9 protein-coding genes are annotated in these 16,111 nt (G+C 70.9%); 1 reads left to right on the forward strand and 8 read right to left on the reverse strand.

From position 1 onward, the window contains the following. Position 1 precedes the first annotated feature (1 nt). The 6 genes from ACFUO4_RS34955 to ACFUO4_RS34980 all read right to left on the reverse strand — a co-directional run bounded on the left by ACFUO4_RS34955 (position 2) and on the right by ACFUO4_RS34980 (position 10,182). Entirely contained in the window at positions 2–2,182 is a 2,181-nt protein-coding gene (locus ACFUO4_RS34955) for a glycoside hydrolase N-terminal domain-containing protein (RefSeq protein ID WP_383492406.1), read from the reverse strand. Beyond that, positions 2,179–4,146, reverse strand: a complete 1,968-nt coding sequence (locus tag ACFUO4_RS34960) for a beta-galactosidase (RefSeq protein ID WP_383492409.1) — start codon at positions 4,144–4,146, stop codon at positions 2,179–2,181. Before ACFUO4_RS34960 ends, ACFUO4_RS34955 begins: the two co-directional genes overlap by 4 nt. After that, the gene (locus ACFUO4_RS34965; RefSeq protein WP_383492412.1) at positions 4,146–6,347 is read right to left on the reverse strand and encodes a 1,4-beta-glucanase; all 2,202 of its coding nucleotides are present in this window, start codon (positions 6,345–6,347) and stop codon (positions 4,146–4,148) included. Before ACFUO4_RS34965 ends, ACFUO4_RS34960 begins: the two co-directional genes overlap by 1 nt. 125 nt (positions 6,348–6,472) lie before the next feature. Next, positions 6,473–7,420: a carbohydrate ABC transporter permease gene (locus ACFUO4_RS34970; protein WP_383492415.1), complete on the reverse strand. Its 948-nt coding sequence runs from the start codon at positions 7,418–7,420 to the stop codon at positions 6,473–6,475. Next, a complete protein-coding gene (locus ACFUO4_RS34975) occupies positions 7,417–8,451 on the reverse strand; it encodes a sugar ABC transporter permease (RefSeq protein ID WP_079310259.1) in 1,035 nt (344 codons plus the stop codon). The genes ACFUO4_RS34970 and ACFUO4_RS34975 overlap by 4 nt, the downstream gene beginning before the upstream one ends. A gap of 27 nt (positions 8,452–8,478) precedes the next feature. Beyond that, positions 8,479–10,182: an extracellular solute-binding protein gene (locus tag ACFUO4_RS34980; protein WP_079310258.1), complete on the reverse strand. Its 1,704-nt coding sequence runs from the start codon at positions 10,180–10,182 to the stop codon at positions 8,479–8,481. 325 nt (positions 10,183–10,507) lie between these two features. Between ACFUO4_RS34980 and ACFUO4_RS34985 the strand changes: the two genes are divergently transcribed. Beyond that, on the forward strand, positions 10,508–13,348 hold the full coding sequence (locus ACFUO4_RS34985; protein WP_383492419.1) for a glycoside hydrolase family 3 C-terminal domain-containing protein: 2,841 nt from the start codon (positions 10,508–10,510) through the stop codon (positions 13,346–13,348). 134 nt (positions 13,349–13,482) lie between these two features. On the opposite strand, the gene ACFUO4_RS34990 is transcribed toward ACFUO4_RS34985, so the two are convergent. Beyond that, positions 13,483–14,928, reverse strand: a complete 1,446-nt coding sequence (locus ACFUO4_RS34990; protein ID WP_383492422.1) for an aldehyde dehydrogenase family protein — start codon at positions 14,926–14,928, stop codon at positions 13,483–13,485. Between the two features lie 182 nt (positions 14,929–15,110). Beyond that, the gene (locus ACFUO4_RS34995) at positions 15,111–16,022 is read right to left on the reverse strand and encodes a hypothetical protein (RefSeq protein WP_383492425.1); all 912 of its coding nucleotides are present in this window, start codon (positions 16,020–16,022) and stop codon (positions 15,111–15,113) included. Between the last annotated feature and the right edge of the window lie 89 nt (positions 16,023–16,111).

The raw sequence follows: 16,111 nt of genomic DNA on the forward strand, positions 1-16,111 counted from the left end.
GTTACCACGCCTCCAGACGCAGGACGTGGTCTTCCCCGGCGACGAGGTCGAGCGGCTCCGTGCCGGAGGAAGTCCTCAGTTCGACGCGGTGGCTGCGGGTGGGGCGCAGTACCGCGGTCGCTTGCTGCGGGGTCCAGATGAGGTCGAGTGCGGCGCCGAACCGGGTGCGGACGCCGAGGAGTTGGCCGTTGGGGTAGCGGTCGGGGAGCGCGGGCAGCAGGACCAGCCGGTCCGGGGTCGACTGCACGAGCATCTCGATGAGCACGGCGGGCAGGGTGTGGGCGGCGTCGGCGTTGTAGGTGCGGCGGTTCGGGTAGTGGGCGCTCATCAGCGAGGCGTGGAAGAAGTCGCCCTTGAGGACCTGGCCGAGGGCGTGCGCGACCCGTTCGCCGTCCCGCAGGCGGGCCGCGATCAGGGCGTGGTGGAGGTGCCCGTGCGCCGAGTCGTTCTCGGCACCGCGGAGTTCGAGGGCGCGGTACGCGGCGGCGGCGAGGTCCGGGGTGTCGTACGGGTTGATCTCGTCGAGCGGCCAGACGCCGTAGAGGTGACTGAGGTGGCGGTGGTCGTAGGTGTCCTCCAGGCCCGGCCAGGCCCATTCGGCGAGGGCTCCGTCGTCGTTGATCCGGTGTGGCGGAAGGCGGTCGGCGAGGGCGCGCAGGCGGTCCGCGTCCCCCGGGTGGTAGTCGGCGGCCGTGTGCAGGGCGTGCCGGGCGGCCGAGAGGTCCATCGCCGCGTTGATCGCGCCCCAACTGGCGTTGGCAGGGCGGTTCTCGGGCGAGTAGGAGGGGACGACGACGAGACGGCCCTCGGCGTCCGTGCGGGTGAGGAAGTCCTCGTAGAACAGGGCGAGTTCGGCGAGCGCGGCGGCGGTGCGCGGGTCGCGGGTGCCGGTGGTCTCGTCGTGGTCGACGAGCGGCTTGAGGAGCCAGTCGGCGCCGGCCGTCCACAGGTGCAGCGGGTACTCGCGCTCGAAGTGGTACGTCAGCCCGGACTCGCCGTCGCTGTGCGGCGGGGCGACGATCCCGCGGGCGCCGAAGATCGTGCGGGCGTTGTCCCGCCAGTCGGCCAGCTGCCCCTGGATCAGGGAGGCGAGCGCCTCGGTGACCTCGGGGAGGGCGGCGGACGCGGCGGACGCGGTCTGGAGGTTGACGTTGGCGTCGTTGGTGAACGCGCCCGACCAGGCGGTGTCCCAGTCGCCGGTCCACAGGCCGGTGAGGCGGGGCGGGAAGAGGCCGCTCGCGGAGAGCAGGTGGTAGCGGCCGGCGGCGAAGAGGCGCTCCATGAGCGCGGGGCTCTCGGGGTGTTCGAGCAACTCCGAGCCGGGGAGGGCGCGTTCGGCGGGGTCCGCGTCCAGGTCGAGGGTGACGCGTTCGTAGGCGGTGCGGTGGAGCGGGGTGTGCCGGTCGAGGAGCGCGGCGTGGTCCAGGGGGAGATCACGCAGGGCGCGGGCCTCCTCCAGGACGTCCAGCTCGCCGGTGTGCCGGACCACGCGGGTCAGCAGCAGCACCGACTCCGCGCCGGTGATCCGCACCCCGGGTGGTGTGAGGGTGGCGGTGCCGCCGGTGACCTGGACGAGGGTGACGCCGGTGTAGGCGCGGTCGCTGCCGGGGTAGTGGCCGCGCAGGGTGAGCAGGGCGCCCCCGGGGGTGAGGACGGCGCCCTGGCCGACGCCGAGGCCGTCGGGGGCGCCCGGCAGCCGGTGGTCCAGGGAGATGTCGAGGTCGGTCGCGGTGACCCGCTGGACGATGACGTCGTCGGCGCGGGAGACGAAGACCTCGCTGTCCCAGCCCTCGTACCGGGTGCGGGTGACGCCGGTCGCGAAGTCGACGGACCGGTGGTACCCGGGGGCTTCCCCGGTCGCCGTCGTCCCGCGCAGCCGGATCTGGAAGGCCGGGTGGAAGGGCTGCACCCACAGCAGGTCCCGGCCGTCCGTGAAGCGCTCGGCGGCGTCGAGCTCGCCGGCGAGCAGCCGGTCCTGGAGGTCGGGGAGGCCGGCGGCCAGCTCCGGCGGGCGGGCGTGCTCGGAGCCGTTGGGGCGGACCAGGGTGTGATGGGTCACGACGACCCGCTCGTCGTTCGGCTCACCGAACACAAGGGTGCCGTGATGGCCGTTGCCGCTCAGGAAGCCGTCCTCCCAGCGGACGGCCGGTCGGCGTTCCCAGGTGCCGTGCACAAGGCTCATGGCTTCAGCACCGCCACTCCGTAGCGGTCGAGAGTCAGGTCGTCCGTGACGTTCATGCCGGTCAGCAGATCACGGAAGGCTCCCGGAACTCGAACAGTGACCGACTCGCGGACATGGTTGAGGACGAAGAGCAGCTCACCCCGCCGTACGGCCTCGACGCCCGCCGGAAGCCCCTCCAGCACCGGCCGCACCCCCGCCCCGGCCGCGAACCCGGCAAGCATGGCGCGCAGTTGGTCCGGGTCGGGCAGGGTCGCGAGATAGCGGGCCCGGCCCTTGTGCAGCACGGCGGGCAGCCCGTCGAGCTCTCCGCCCTTGAAGGCGGCGGCCACGACCGCCTCGCCGTCCGCCTCGATCTCCTCCGACCACAGGGTGCCCCGGAATCCGTCGCACTCGACGGTCTCCCCCGCGTCCAGCGGCCACCACTCGTGCAGGGTGCGGATGCCGAACAGCTCCCGCAGGCGTACGTCCATGCCGCCGGGCCTGATCCGGTCGTCCTGGTCGGCGACGCCGGTGAGGAAGCCGGAGACGAGGGTGCCGCCGCGGCGGACGTACCCGAGAAGGTTGTCGATCGCCGCGTCGGTGAGGGCGTACAGCTGCGGGACGACGACGAGCTTGTACCCGCTCAGGTCGTGCTCGGGGGGGGCGAAGTCCGTGGCGAGGTGGGCCTCCCACAGGGCCCGGTGCCAGGCGGTGAGGATCCGCGCGTAGTCGACCTCGCTGGAGAGCCGCCCCTCGTGGGCACCGGCCCACCAGGAGTGCCAGTCGTGCAGGACGGCGATGTCGTGGGACGTGTGACCGCCGACGACCTCCCCGCCGATCCGGCCGAGTTCCGCGCCGAGCCGCTTGACCTCCTGGTACGTCCGCCCCTGCTCCCCCGCGTGGCTGACCATTCCGGAGTGGAACTTCTCGGCGCCCTGCCGGGACTGCCGCCACTGGAAGTAGCAGACGGCGTCGGCCCCCCGGGCGACGGCCTGGAACGACCAGAGCCGGTTGAGGCCGGCCGGCTTGGGATGGTTCACGCCCCGCCAGTTGACGGGCCCGGCCGCCTGCTCCATCAGCATCCAGGGGCCACGGGCCTGCGAGCGGGTCATGTCCTGCGTGAGGGCCGCGTGCTGGGCGCCGAGCGGGTCCCGCGGGTCGGGATAGAGGTCGACGGAGACGACGTCCTCCTCCTCGGCCCACCGCCAGGCGTCCTGTCCCGTCCACAGGGGCATGAAGTTGGTGGTGACCGGGACGTGCGGGGTGTGCCGCCGCACGATGTCCCGTTCGGCGAGGTAGCACTCCAGGAGCATGTCGGAGGTGAACCGCTTGAAGTCGAGCACCTGGGCCGGGTTCTTCAGATAGTGGGCGTGGCGCGGGGTGTGCACCTCGGCCCAGTCGCCGTAGCCCTGGCTCCAGAAGGCGGTGCCCCAGGCGGCGTTGAGTGCGTCGAGCGTGCCGTACCGCCGCTGGAGCCAGAGCCGGAAGCGGGCGGCGGCCTCGTCGCTCCAGTCGAAGGTGCAGTACTCGTTGTTGATGTGCCACATCGTGAGGGCGGGGTGGCCGCCGTAGCGGGCGGCGAGGTCCTCGGTGATGGCGGCGGCACAGCGCCGGTAGGTGGCGCTGGAGTGCGAGAAGTGCTGGCGGCCGCCCCACCACTCGGTGCGGCCGTCCTGGTCGACGGGAAGGGTGTCGGGGTGGAGATGCCCCATCCAGGGCGGCGGCGAGGCGGTCGGGGTGGCGAGGACGACCCCGATGCCGTGCTCGTGCATCAGGTCCATGACCCGGTCGAGCCAGCCGAAGTCCCGTTCCCCGGGCCGGGGTTCGAGCTTGGCCCAGGAGAAGACGCCGAGCGTGACGGAGTTGACGCCGGCGTCCTTCATCAGCCGGACGTCCTCGTGCCAGGTCTCCTCGGGCCACTGCTCGGGGTTGTAGTCGCCGCCGAAGAGGATGCGGCCGCGGGTGGCGTCACCGAGCCCCGGCATCAGACCGGTTCCCCGTACTGGATGCCGCGTCCGTTGGTGGCGAGGTACACGCGTCCGAAGACCCGGGGATCACCGGCGATCGCCTCACCGGTCCAGCCCCACTGGTGCCGGTCGTCGTTGATCCGCACCCAGGACTTCGCCTCGTCGTCGGAGCGGTACACGGCGGTGATCGACTCGGTGGAGCCGACCATGAAGACGGCCGGGTACGCGGCCCCCTCGGCGGCCTTGCCGAAGCCGAGGGCGTACGAGGCCCGGCAGCCGGCCACCTCGGAGAAGCTGACGCCCCCGTCGGTGGACCGGTACAGCCCGTTCCCCTTCAGGCTGAGCCAGAGGTCACCGGAGCGTCCGGGCGCCGCGACGAGCTCGAACTGACTGTCACCGGAAGGCAGCCCGACCGCACGTGCCGTGAACGTGACGCCGCTGTCCGTGCTGGCCAGCAGCGTTCCTGTGTCGGTGTCGTACGCGTAGAACAGCGTCGGGTCGGCCGGGTCGGCGACCGGCGTGGCGCCCTTCGGGAAAGAGGGGACCTCGGTCCAGGAGGCCCCGTTGTCGGTGGAGCGGTAGGCCGGATATCTGGTGCCGTCCCAGTGCACGAAGACCCACAGCAGGGCGGTGCCGTCGGTGTTGACGGCGATCGGTCCCGGTGCGTCCTTGGCGAGGGCGGGCTGGGCCGCGAAGGGCGTCCAGGTCCGCCCGCCGTCGTTCGAGTAGGCCCCGTTGCCGTGGTCGCCCCACCCGGTGCGCACGACGTAGGCCGGCTTCGCCGCGGCCTGGGCGAGTCCCGTCGCCGTCCCGAAGACGGGGTTCGACGCCATGCCCCGCGAGGGGGACGCGGTGAGCTTCTCGTGGTACATCACGCCGATGTCCCCGCACCCGCTGAGCAGATGCGCCTCCCCGGCCGGGGGCGAGATCAGCAGTTTCGCGGCGGCCTCCTCGATCCCGCGGATCTGCGGGGCCCAGTGCCTGAGGTCCCGGGTGCCGTAGAGGGTGGCGCCGGTGCCGTAGACGACATGCCGGGAGTCGTACGGGTCGAGCGCGAGCGCCTGGATCCACCAGCCGAACTTGGGCGCGTCGCCGCCCCACTTGAGATAGGGGGTCTCGGAGACGTCGAGAACGGCGGAGTCCTTGAGGGAGGTCCAGGAGCGACCGCCGTCGGTGGACCGGAAGACGGTGTCGACGAGCGCCCACCGGTTGTTGGTGGAGACGACGAGGGTGCCCGGCCGCCGGGCGTCGACGGCGACCCCGCCGTACCCGAAGGAGTCGGTGCCGCCGTCGGGGGTGGTCCCGCCCGGCTTGACCGGCGTGACCTCGCGCCACTTCCCGGTGGCGGTGCACAGCGCGTGCACACTGCCGTCCGACTGCCCGTTGGGGCCGGGGGCGTTGGCGTACGTCAGATACAGCTCGCGGGTGTGCTGGTCGTAGGCGGCCCGGATCGGCACCTTGGCGGCGGCACCGGAGGGCTGCCCCGGCACGGCCTCCCACGTGATCCCGTCGGCGGTCCGGTACAGGTTGGCGGCGGTCCCGTCGGAGTCGCCCCAGCCGGCGTAGAGGGTGCGCCCGGCGGCGACGAGAAGGGTGACGCCCTGCCCGGAGGCGCTCGGGGTGGCCGGGAAGCCGGGGGCGGTGGCCCAAGTCGCCCCTCGGTCCGTGGACTTGAGCAGCCCGTCGTGTCTGGTCCCGAGCCAGAGGGTGTCGCCGGCCCGCGGGTCGACGAGCAGCCGCTCCCCGGCGCCTCGCCCGTCCTCGTTGGCCCCGAGCTTGACGGCGAGATCGGTACGCCTCCAGGTGGCACCCCGGTCGTCGGACCGCAGGACGGCCCCGTTGGAGGCCCAGGACTGCGCGTAGGTGCCAAGGGCGAGGTAGAGACGGTTCGGGTGGGCGGGGTCGACAGCGATCGCCTCGACACCGAGGAGGTTCCAGTCGTCCCACCCGAGGTGATCGATGAGCGGCGTCCAGCGGGCGGCGGAGTCGTCCCACCGGTAGGCACCACCGATATCGGTACGGGCGTAGGCGAGCCCGCGGACGGAGGGGTGGAAGAGAACGCCGGTGACGAAGCCGGTGCCACCTTGGACGACGTTGCGCCAGCGGTAGGTGGGGGCGGCGGCGTGCGCACGCCCTTGAAGAGAGGGGACACCAGTGAGCGCAACGGCCGCAGCAGTCCCGGCAAGAACGGCACGACGGCTCAGGCTGGGCGCATGCATGACACATACCTCGCTGTATGAGAAACGGGAGGGGACGTACCTCAAAGGGGCGCGGGGAACTGCGCGACCAGCCACGACGAACCCCGCAGCCGCCGGCCAAACGCACCCCACTCAGTGGGCGCGGCTCAACCCTTCACCGCGCCGGTCAACATGCCCTTCTTGAAATGCCGCTGCACGAACGGCGACAGCACCGCCACCGGCAGCAACGCCATCACCATGACCGCCATCTGAATGGCGAGCCCCGACAGCTGCCCGGTCCGGATCGCCTGGCCCAGACCGACCGGCGCCTCCTGCCGCTGCACCAGCTGGATCATGACGTTCTGCAGCGGCATCATGTCCTGCTGGTTCAGATACAGCGACGCGTTGAACCAGGCGCTCCAGTACCCGACGGCGTAGAACAGCGTGATCACCGCGAGAACCGCCCGCGACAGCGGCATGACGATCCGCAGCAGGATCCGAACGTCCCCCGCCCCGTCGATGCGCGCGCTGTCGATGAGTTCCTGCGAGATCCCCATGAAGAAGCCCCGCAGCACCAGGATGTTGAAGACGCTGATCGCGCTCGGGAGGATCAGCGCGAGATAGCTGTCGGTCAGGCCGAGGGACTGCACCAGCAGATAGGTGGGGATGAGGCCGGCGCTGAAGAACATGGTCGCCAGCAGCGTCATCAGGATCCAGCGGTGGCCGAGGGTCCCGCTGCGGGACAGGCCGTAGGCGCACAGGACGGACACCGTCATCGAGAACAGCGTGCCGAACAGGGTGACGAAGATGCTGACGAGCGCGGCGCGGGTGACCTGGCCGCCGCCGAGCAGTTCCTGGTAGGCGATGAAGGTGATGCCCTTGGGCACCAGCACCAGACCGCCCGCCTCGTTGATGGTCTTGCGGGAGGAGAGGCTGGTGACGACCACGATCCACAGCGGGAAGAGGATCGCCAGGCAAGCGAACGACAGGGCGATGCCCTTGGCCGCGAGGCCGGCCTTGGAGGGCTCCTCCTCCCAGGTGGGCCGGGGCGGGGCGGCCCAGCGGCGCTGTGTGGCGGCCGCTTTGTCGGCCGGTGTGTCGATGACGGCGGTCATTTCTGGTACACCCCCTGCTCGCCCATGAGATGGGCCACCTTGTTCGCGGCGAGGACCAGTCCGATGCTGACCACGCCCTTGACCAGGCCGGCGGCGGCCGCATAGCCGAAGTCCTGGTTGCGGACGCCGTTCCACCACACGAAGGTGTCGAGGACTTCTCCGGCGCCCGGTCCGACGCCGTCGCGTTGCAGCAGGATCTGCTCGAAGCCGACGGTCAGGGCGTCGCCGACGCGCAGCACCAGCAGCAGGGCGATCACCGGCCGCAGGGCGGGCAGGGTGATGTGCCACATGCGGCGCCAGCGGCCGGCACCGTCCATCGCGGCGGCCTCGTAGAGATCCGGGCTGACCGAGGCGAGCGCGGCGAGGAAGACGATGATCCCCCACCCGGCGTCCTTCCAGACGCTCTGTGCGGTGAGCAGGAAGGGGAAGGTGTCCGGGTTGGTCATGATGTTGAGGCCGTCGTGGCCGTTCTGCCGCAGCAGCTGGGAGAGCATCCCCGCGCCGCCGAACATCTGCTGGAAGACGGCGATGACCAGCACCCAGGAGAAGAAGTGCGGCAGGTACAGGACAGCCTGCGCGACGGCCCGCACCCGGGGCCTGACCACGCTGTTGATGAGCAGCGCGAGCAGGATCGGGATCGGGAAGAACAGCAGGAGCTGCACGAAGAACAGCACCAGTGTGTTCTGGACGGCGTTCCAGAAGGCGGAGTCCTCGAACATCCGCTGGAAGTTCTCCAGGCCCACGAAGGGGCTGTGCAGGATGGAGACGATGCCGTTGTCGCTGATGTAGGGGTCGTAGTCCTGGAAGGCGACGACGTTGCCGAGGATGGGCAGGTAGTTGAAGACCAGGAGGAGCACGACGGCCGGCAGCGTCATGAGGATCAGGACGCGGTCGCGCCGGAACCTGTGCCGCAGGCTGAGCTTGCCCGTGACTCGTTTCTCCCGGGGGCGGGCGGCGGCACCGGACGCCGCCGCGGTCTTCGCCGGTGTGCTGGCCTCGGCGCTGCTCCGAGGCACCGTGCTGTGGGACACGGTCGGTCTCCTTGCCTCAGAGTGGGGTCAGCCCGCCGCGGAACCGTTCTCGTCGAGCAGCTTCTTGTACCAGTCGCGCAGCTTGTCGCCGCCCTTGCTCTTCCAGTCGGAGATGGCCTGCTGCATGTCGCTGATCTTCTTGTGCCCGCGGATGATGTCGTCCTCGAGCTGCTCGAAGTCGTTGGCGAGGTTGGTGTAGCGGGAGGGCTCGGTGATCTGCAGGCCCCAGAACGACGACTTCCTGGTGAAGGCGCCCATCCGCTGCTGCCACTCGACCATGGCCTTGGTGTAGTCGGGGAGGTCGGGGTGGGCGATGGTCGCCGCGGGGCTCGCGACCATGACGTAGGCGTTGATGACCTCGTTGTTGCCCTTGTCGTTCTTGACCGGGACGCCGTTCTTGATCGTGTAGTGGGTGCCCTCGACGCCGTAGTTGGTCATCATCCACTCCTTGGTGCCGTACGGCGCCGCGGTGACGTTGGCGACCGCAAGCGCGTCGCGGATGACGGACTCGGAGGCCTTCTTGTTGACGAAGGCGAAGATATTGGCCGGCATCGTGGCGTACAGCGTCGGGTTCCCGCCGTCGTGGCCCCAGATGTCCATGCCCCAGACCTTGACGTCGGGGTTCTGGGTCTGCAACGAGGCCTGCTGCCCGTACCAGTTGGAGATGTCGTTGTTCCAGATCAGGAACTCACCGGAGGCGAACATGGGGGCCGGGTCGCCGATCTGGCCCTTGCCCAGGTAGAAGTTGGGGTGGACGACCTTGGCGGCGAACAGCTTCCGCGTCCACTCGATGGCTTCCAGGTACTGCGGGGTCTCGACGCGGTTGATCAGCTTGCCGTCGACGAGGTTCCACCACAGCGGTTTCTCACCGCCGCCGAGCACCCCGAAGTTGCTGAACGCGGTCCACTTCATGTCGCCGCAGGCCCAGCGCTTGGCCCGGGCGTTGGTGATGTCCTTGCACAGGGCCATGAAGTCGTCGGCGGACCGCGGGACTTCGTAGCCCTCCTTGTCGAAGATGTCCTGGCGGTAGAGCGGCACGATGTTGCCGACGTATCCGGCGGGCATCGGCAGGCCCCTCAGCTTGCCGCCGAAGATCGAGCGCTGCCAGGCGTCGCTGGGGATCGCCGCGAGGTTGGGGTACTCCTTGATCTTGTCCCCGGACAGGTAGGGGCCGAGATCGGCGAACTTGCTGATGATGGCGCTCGGTATCTTGCCCATCATGTTCCAGCCGGGGACGACCACCACGTCCGGGACGTCGCTGGAGGCGAGGACCGCGCCGAGCTTCTGGTCGTAGGTGTTGCCGTCCTGGTTGCGCCACTGGACGTCGACGCCGATCAGGTCGTTCATCGACGTGTAGTAGGCGTTGTCCCCCTTGGGCGGCGATCCCCAGAACGGCGACATGATGGTGACCTTGCCGCCCTTGCCGAGCTTCGTGGGGACCGAGGTCTTGAGGCCCGCGACGTCGAGCTTGGACGTGAAGCCCATCGCCGAGCCGTTCTTGGACGGGATGTCCGGCTGCACGACGTTGCTGGCCACGTACGCCGGGAGGATCTTCTTGGCGTTCTTGCCCGAGGTGGTGCCCTCGCGTGTGCCACCCTCCGAACCTCCGCAGGCGGCGAGCAGGGGCATCCCCCCGGCCACCGCTGCGGTGGCGACCGCCGTGGAGGCAAGGAAGCTTCTCCGGCTGGGGCCCGAAGGACCTGGGGGGAGGGAAGCGGCGTTCGGCGTCATTGCGTCAACCCTTCGTGGCGCACCAGGACACCCGGCGGTGGGCCGTCGGCTGCGGTGTCTTCGGTGGAACTGGCTGAGCCGAAGCGTTCCTTCGACTTCTACGGTCGCTGCATAGTCGAAGCGCTTCGATGTTGCTGTGAGGTTAAGTGAAGCCCTGGGGGCGCACAAGGGTCGCTTCCAAGATTCCTGGGAGGCCGCGGAGCAGACCATTTCTTATGCACCGCTTGAAGTAGCGCTGCCGCTCCCTTGACACCCACCCCCGCGTCGAATGAGCATCGAAGCGCTTCGAAAGAGCTTCGATGCTCCATTCCAAGGGGAACCCCACGTGACCGCACAGACGCCGCCCACGCCGCCCTTCCGAGATCCGCAGCTGCCGATCGCGAAGCGCATCGACGATCTGCTGTCCCGGCTCACCCTGGACGAGAAGACCGCGTTCCTGCATCAGTTCACGCCCGCCGTGGAGCGCCTCGGCATCGCCGCGTTCCGCACCGGCCAGGAGGCGCTGCACGGCGTGGCCTGGATGGGCCCGGCGACGGTGTTCCCGCAGGCGGTCGGCCTCGGCGCGACCTGGAACACCGATCTCGTACGACGGGTCGGCGACGCGGTGTCGAAGGAGGTCCGCGCGATGCGGGCCCGCGACGACCGGGTCGGACTGAACGTCTGGTCCCCGACCGTCAACCTCCTCCGCCACCCCCTGTGGGGCCGCAACGAGGAGGGGTACTCGGAGGACCCGAAGCTGACCTCCGCGATCGCCACCGCGTACACCCACGGCCTGCGCGGCGACCACCCCACCTACTGGCGCACGGCCCCCGTCCTCAAGCACTGGCTGGCCCACAACAACGAGACGGACCGGGCCACTTCGTCGAGCTCGGTGCGTCCGCGCGTGCTGCACGAGTACGACCTGCGCGCCTTCCGGGAGACGGTCGAGGCGGGCGCGGTGGCCGGCGTGATGCCCGCGTACAACCTGGTCAACGGCCGCCCCAACCACGTCAGTCCGTATCTGCGCGAGCAGCTGCGGGCCTGGACGGACGAGGACCTGCTGGTCTGCTCGGACGCGGGCGCGCCCTCCAACCTGGTCGACGCCGAGCACTACTTCGACACCCACGAGGAGGCCACGGCCGCCTCGCTGCTGGCCGGGGTCGACAGCTTCACCGACCACGGCACGGACAGCTCGCAGATGATCGCGCGGATCAAGGGGGCTTACGACCAGGGCCTGTTGAGCGAGGCCGACATCGACACGGCGGTCCGCCGCCAGCTCTCGGTCCGGTTCCGGCTCGGCGAGTTCGACGGGTACGACGAGCCGGGCGCGTTCGACACCCCCGAGCACCGCGCCCTCGCCCAGGAGGCGGCCGAGCAGGCGATCGTTCTCCTGCGCAACGACGGGGTGCTGCCGCTCGCGCCCGACACCCGCCTCGCCGTGGTCGGCCTGCTCGCCGACGAGTGCAAACTCGACTGGTACAGCGGCACGTTGATCCACCGCTCCACCCCGCTGGAGGGCCTGTACGAGCGGTTCGGCGCCGAGCGCGTGGAGTTCGCGGAGGGCGTGGACCGCGTCCTGCTCAGGACGTCGACCGGCGCCTTTCTCCACGTCCCCGCCGCGGACGCCGGCGACGAGGTGCGCGGCGCCGAGGGCGCGCTCGACCCGGCGCTGCTCGCGGGCCGCACCGACCTCCCGCCGCTGACCACGGACGCGACCGGCACCGAACTCGCCCTCGTCGACTGGGGCGAGGACCTGCTGACCCTGCGCGCCCCCGACGGCCGCTATCTCTCGGTCGCCGAGGACGGTTGTGTCCGCGCCGCCGCCGACCAGCCCGGAGGCTGGATCGTCCAGGAGACGTTCCGGCTCGAACCCCACGAGAAAGGTCACCTCCTCCGGCATGTCGGCACAGGTCGCCACGTCTGTGTCGCCGCCGACGGAGTAAAGGTTGCCGACGAGAACGCGGAAGTCTCCGAGCCGCCGGAGATCTTCGAGCTGGTCGTCGTCGAGCGGGGTGCGGACGCGGCGGCCCGGGTCGCGGCCGAGGCCGACGTGGTCGTCGTGGTGGCGGGCAACGACCCGCATCTCAACGGCCGCGAGACCGAGGACCGTACGACCCTCGCGCTCCCCGCCCACCAGGAGCGGCTGCTGCGCGCCGCCCGCGCCGCCAACCCGAACACGGTGCTGGCCCTGGTCTCCGCCTACCCCTACGCCGTCGACACCGGCCCGCTGCGCGCCGCGCTCTGGACCGCCCACGCGGGCCAGGCCGCGGGCACCGCCCTGGCCCGGGTCCTCGCCGGCGACGTCTCCCCCGCGGGCCGCCTCCCGCAGACCTGGTACGCGGACGACGCGGACCTGCCGGACCTGCTCGACTACGACGTGATCGGCGGCCGGCAGACGTACCTGTACTTCGAGGGCACGCCCCTGTTCCCGTTCGGCCACGGGCTGTCGTACGCGTCGTTCGCGTACGCGGATCTGAACTCCCGTGTGGGGGAAGAGGCGTTGCACGTGTCCTTCACGGTCACGAACACCGGTGACGTCACCGCCGACGAGGTCGTCCAGCTCTACACCAGGGCCGCGGACCCGTCCGTGCCGCGCCCGCGTCGCGCGCTGGCGGCGCACCGCCGGGTGACGCTGACGCCGGGCGAGAAGGTGACCCTGGACTTCGACGTCCCGCTGTCGGAGCTGGAGTTCTGGGACGTGGCGCAGGGCCGCCTCCGCCTCGAACCGGGCCCGTACGACCTCCTGGTGGGCGCCTCCAGCGAGGACATCCGGCTGCGGACGACGGCCGTCCTGGACGGCGAGCCCGGCGGCCCGCGCCCGGTGACCCGGCACGGCCTGAACGGGGCGGACTTCGACGAGCAGAGCGGCGCGGAGATCGTCGACCGTACGAAGACGGCGGGCGACGCGGTGACGGCGGCGCGGGGCCGGACGGCCGAACTGCTCTACCGCGCCTGCGACTTCGGGCCGGGCGTCACGGAGGTGACGGTGACCGTGGCGGGCGAGGGCACGGTGGAGGTGTCGCTGGACGGCGGCGCGACCTCGGTCCCGCTCTCGCCGAAGGCGCCCACGTCAGGACCGTACGACTACGTCACCGTCGCGGCGGGGCTGACCGCCTCCGGTGTGCGCGACGTGCACCTCAGGCTGCGCGGCCCGTTGCGGCTCGCGCACGTCGGCTTCTCCGGTTGAGGGTCCGGAGAAGACCGGCACACAGAAGGGGCCCGGCACCGGAAGGCATCGGTGCCGGGCCCCTTCCCCGGAGCCTATATGAAAATGGTTCCCATTAGCTAGAGGGGTCCCTCAGGGGGTCCGCCCCGAGCCCCTCAGAGCGCGAGCCCGGTGAGAACCAGCACCCGCTCGTAGGTGTAGTCGTCCATCGCGAACTTCACGCCCTCGCGGCCCACACCGGACTGCTTGGCGCCGCCGTACGGCATCTGGTCGGCGCGGTAGGAGGGCACGTCGCCGATGACGACGCCGCCGACCTCGAGCGCGCGGTGGGCGCGGAAGGCGGCCTGGAGGTCGTGGGTGAACACGCCCGCCTGGAGGCCGTACTTGGAGTCGTTGACGGCGGCGAAGGCCGCCGCCTCCCCGTCCGCCTTCTGCACGGTGAGGACGGGTCCGAAGACCTCCTCGCAGGAGATCGTCGTGTCGGCCGGCACATCGGTGAGGACGGTCGGCGCGTAGGAGGCGCCGTCGCGGTCGCCCCCGGTGAGCAGGGTGGCGCCGGCCTCGACGGCCTCCTTCACCCACGCCTCGACGCGCTTGGCCGCGTCCTCGCTGACCAGCGGGCCGACGTCGGTCTTGTCGTCGCCCGGGTCACCGGTGACCTGGGCCTCGACGGCGGCGACGATGCGCGGCAGCAGCCGGTCGTACACGGACGCGTCGGCGATGACCCGCTGCACGGAGATGCAGGACTGGCCGCCCTGGTAGTTGGAGAAGGTGGCGATGCGGGTGGCGGCCCAGTCGAGGTCCGCGTCGGAGGCGAAGTCACCGAGGACGACGGCCGCGCCGTTGCCGCCCAGCTCCAGGGTGCAGTGCTTGCGCGGCACCGAGTCCATGATCGCGTAGCCGACCTTCTCGGAGCCGGTGAAGGAGATGACCGGCAGGCGCTCGTCCTGGACGAGGGCGGGCATCCGGTCGTTCGGCACCGGGAGGATGCTCCAGGACCCCGCCGGCAGCTCGGTCTCGGCGAGCAGGTCACCGATGATCAGGCCGGAGAGCGGGGTGGCCGGGGCGGGCTTGAGGATGATCGGCGCGCCGGCCGCGATCGCCGGGGCGATCTTGTGGGCGCACAGGTTCAGCGGGAAGTTGAAGGGCGCGATGCCGAGGACGACGCCCTTCGGGAAGCGCCGGGTGAGCGCGAGCCGGCCCTGGCCGCCGAGGTCGGTGTCGAGGCGCTGGGCCTCGCCGCCGTTGAAGCGCCGGGCCTCCTCGGCCGCGAACCGGAACACGGAGACGGCCCGGCCGACCTCACCGCGGGCCCACTTGATCGGCTTGCCGTTCTCCGCGGAGATGAGCTGCGCGATCTCCTCGGTGCGCTCGACGAGACGCCGGCTGACGTGGTCGAGGGCGGCGGCGCGGACATGCGCCGGGGTGGCGGCGAACTCGTCCCGTACGGCGTACGCGGCGGCGACGGCCTCCTCGATCTGCGCGTCGCTCGGCACGCTCACCGTGCCGACGACCCGGCCGTCCCAGGGCGAGGTGACGTCGAAGCTGTCCTCGCCGGTGACCTGGCGGCCGGCGAGCCAGAAGGCGGTGGTGGAAGTCATGTGCGAGTCCGGCCCTTCGCTGTCGGGGTGTGTACGCGGCTTGCGCCTCCACGGTAGGGGCGAGGAGTCGGCGGGGCGCTTGTCCGGGGTGGAGTGGTGGGGGGTGAGGGTGTGCCGGTTTGGACAGGCCCCTGCCCGCCCACCAGCAGACGGTGGGCGGGCAGGTGGCGTGGGCTGTGGGGTCAGGCGCGCTTGAGGTGGACGGCGGCCGTCTCGCTGACGGTCACCGGCTGGTCGTAGTCCGGGTCCGTCGCCGTCGCCCGGGCCTCGACCTCGACGTCACCGCGCTGGAAGGGCACGTCACCGGTGGGTACGGCCGTCGCGGTCCAGGCCGCCGCGGTGCCCGGCGTGCAGGAGACGGAGGTGCTGAAGGAGCCGCGGATGATCTTCCGGTTCTTCACCTGGGTGATGTCACCCGCCACGTCCACCCGCACCGGCTTGTTGCAGCTGACCGTCCCGTGCACGGTGGCCTTGCCGTTCAGGGTGCTCGCGGTGCCGTCCAGGGCCACGGCGAGGCCGAGGTCGAGCTCCGCGGGCGGGGCCGGGTTGTCGATGTGGACCTCGCCGCGGGCCGCGGGGGTGAATCCCTCACAGTGCTGGACGAAGCTGGCGTCGAGCTTCTTGACGTAGCCCTGCGGGCCGAACTCCACGTCGGTGATGGTGAACTCGCCGGTGAGCGTGTTGCAGCCGCGCCCGTTCCCGCTGAGGTCCAGGCCGGGCTCGGCCGACCCGTTGAACGGGTAGCGGGTGGCTCCGGTGTAGGTCCCCGGCGCGAGCGTCTTGCCGGACGGCGCCGCGAGATCGAGGGTCCACCAGTCGCCGTGGGCGCCGTCGAGGGAGAGGTGGACCCCGTTGCCGGAAGTGTCGGCGGAGATGTTCAGCCGGTCCTGGGACGCGGTCGAGTACGAGTAGGACTGGCCGCCGCTGATGTAGTCGCCCTCGTCACCGCTGAAGGCGAACGTCCCGTCGGTGACGGGCAGAGCGTGCGCCTCGGTGCCGGACAGCAGACCGGTCGTACCGGCGGCCATGCTCAGGGTCAGTGCGAGGACGGCCGCGGCTCGGGCCAGGACGCGTGCGGGCGCGCTGATTCTCATGCGTATCCCCCTGCGGATGAAGTGCCCCGTCGCCGGTGGGAGCGCTCTCCACGCACCGGCGTGGCGAGTCTGCCAATCAGCGGGGATGC

It is taken from the genome of Streptomyces sp. NPDC057280 (assembly GCF_042668605.1).
Classification (GTDB): domain Bacteria; phylum Actinomycetota; class Actinomycetes; order Streptomycetales; family Streptomycetaceae; genus Streptomyces.

What these genes read in the sequence shown, in the direction of transcription:
- ACFUO4_RS34955 (WP_383492406.1), bottom strand. Translation starts at nt 2,182, where the DNA reads ATGAGCCTTGTGCACGGCACCTGGGAACGCCGACCGGCCGTCCGCTGG.
- ACFUO4_RS34960 (WP_383492409.1), bottom strand. Translation starts at nt 4,146, where the DNA reads ATGCCGGGGCTCGGTGACGCCACCCGCGGCCGCATCCTCTTCGGCGGC.
- ACFUO4_RS34965 (WP_383492412.1), bottom strand. Translation starts at nt 6,347, where the DNA reads ATGCATGCGCCCAGCCTGAGCCGTCGTGCCGTTCTTGCCGGGACTGCT.
- ACFUO4_RS34970 (WP_383492415.1), bottom strand. Translation starts at nt 7,420, where the DNA reads ATGACCGCCGTCATCGACACACCGGCCGACAAAGCGGCCGCCACACAG.
- ACFUO4_RS34980 (WP_079310258.1), bottom strand. Translation starts at nt 10,182, where the DNA reads ATGACGCCGAACGCCGCTTCCCTCCCCCCAGGTCCTTCGGGCCCCAGC.
- ACFUO4_RS34990 (WP_383492422.1), bottom strand. Translation starts at nt 14,928, where the DNA reads ATGACTTCCACCACCGCCTTCTGGCTCGCCGGCCGCCAGGTCACCGGC.
- ACFUO4_RS34995 (WP_383492425.1), bottom strand. Translation starts at nt 16,022, where the DNA reads ATGAGAATCAGCGCGCCCGCACGCGTCCTGGCCCGAGCCGCGGCCGTC.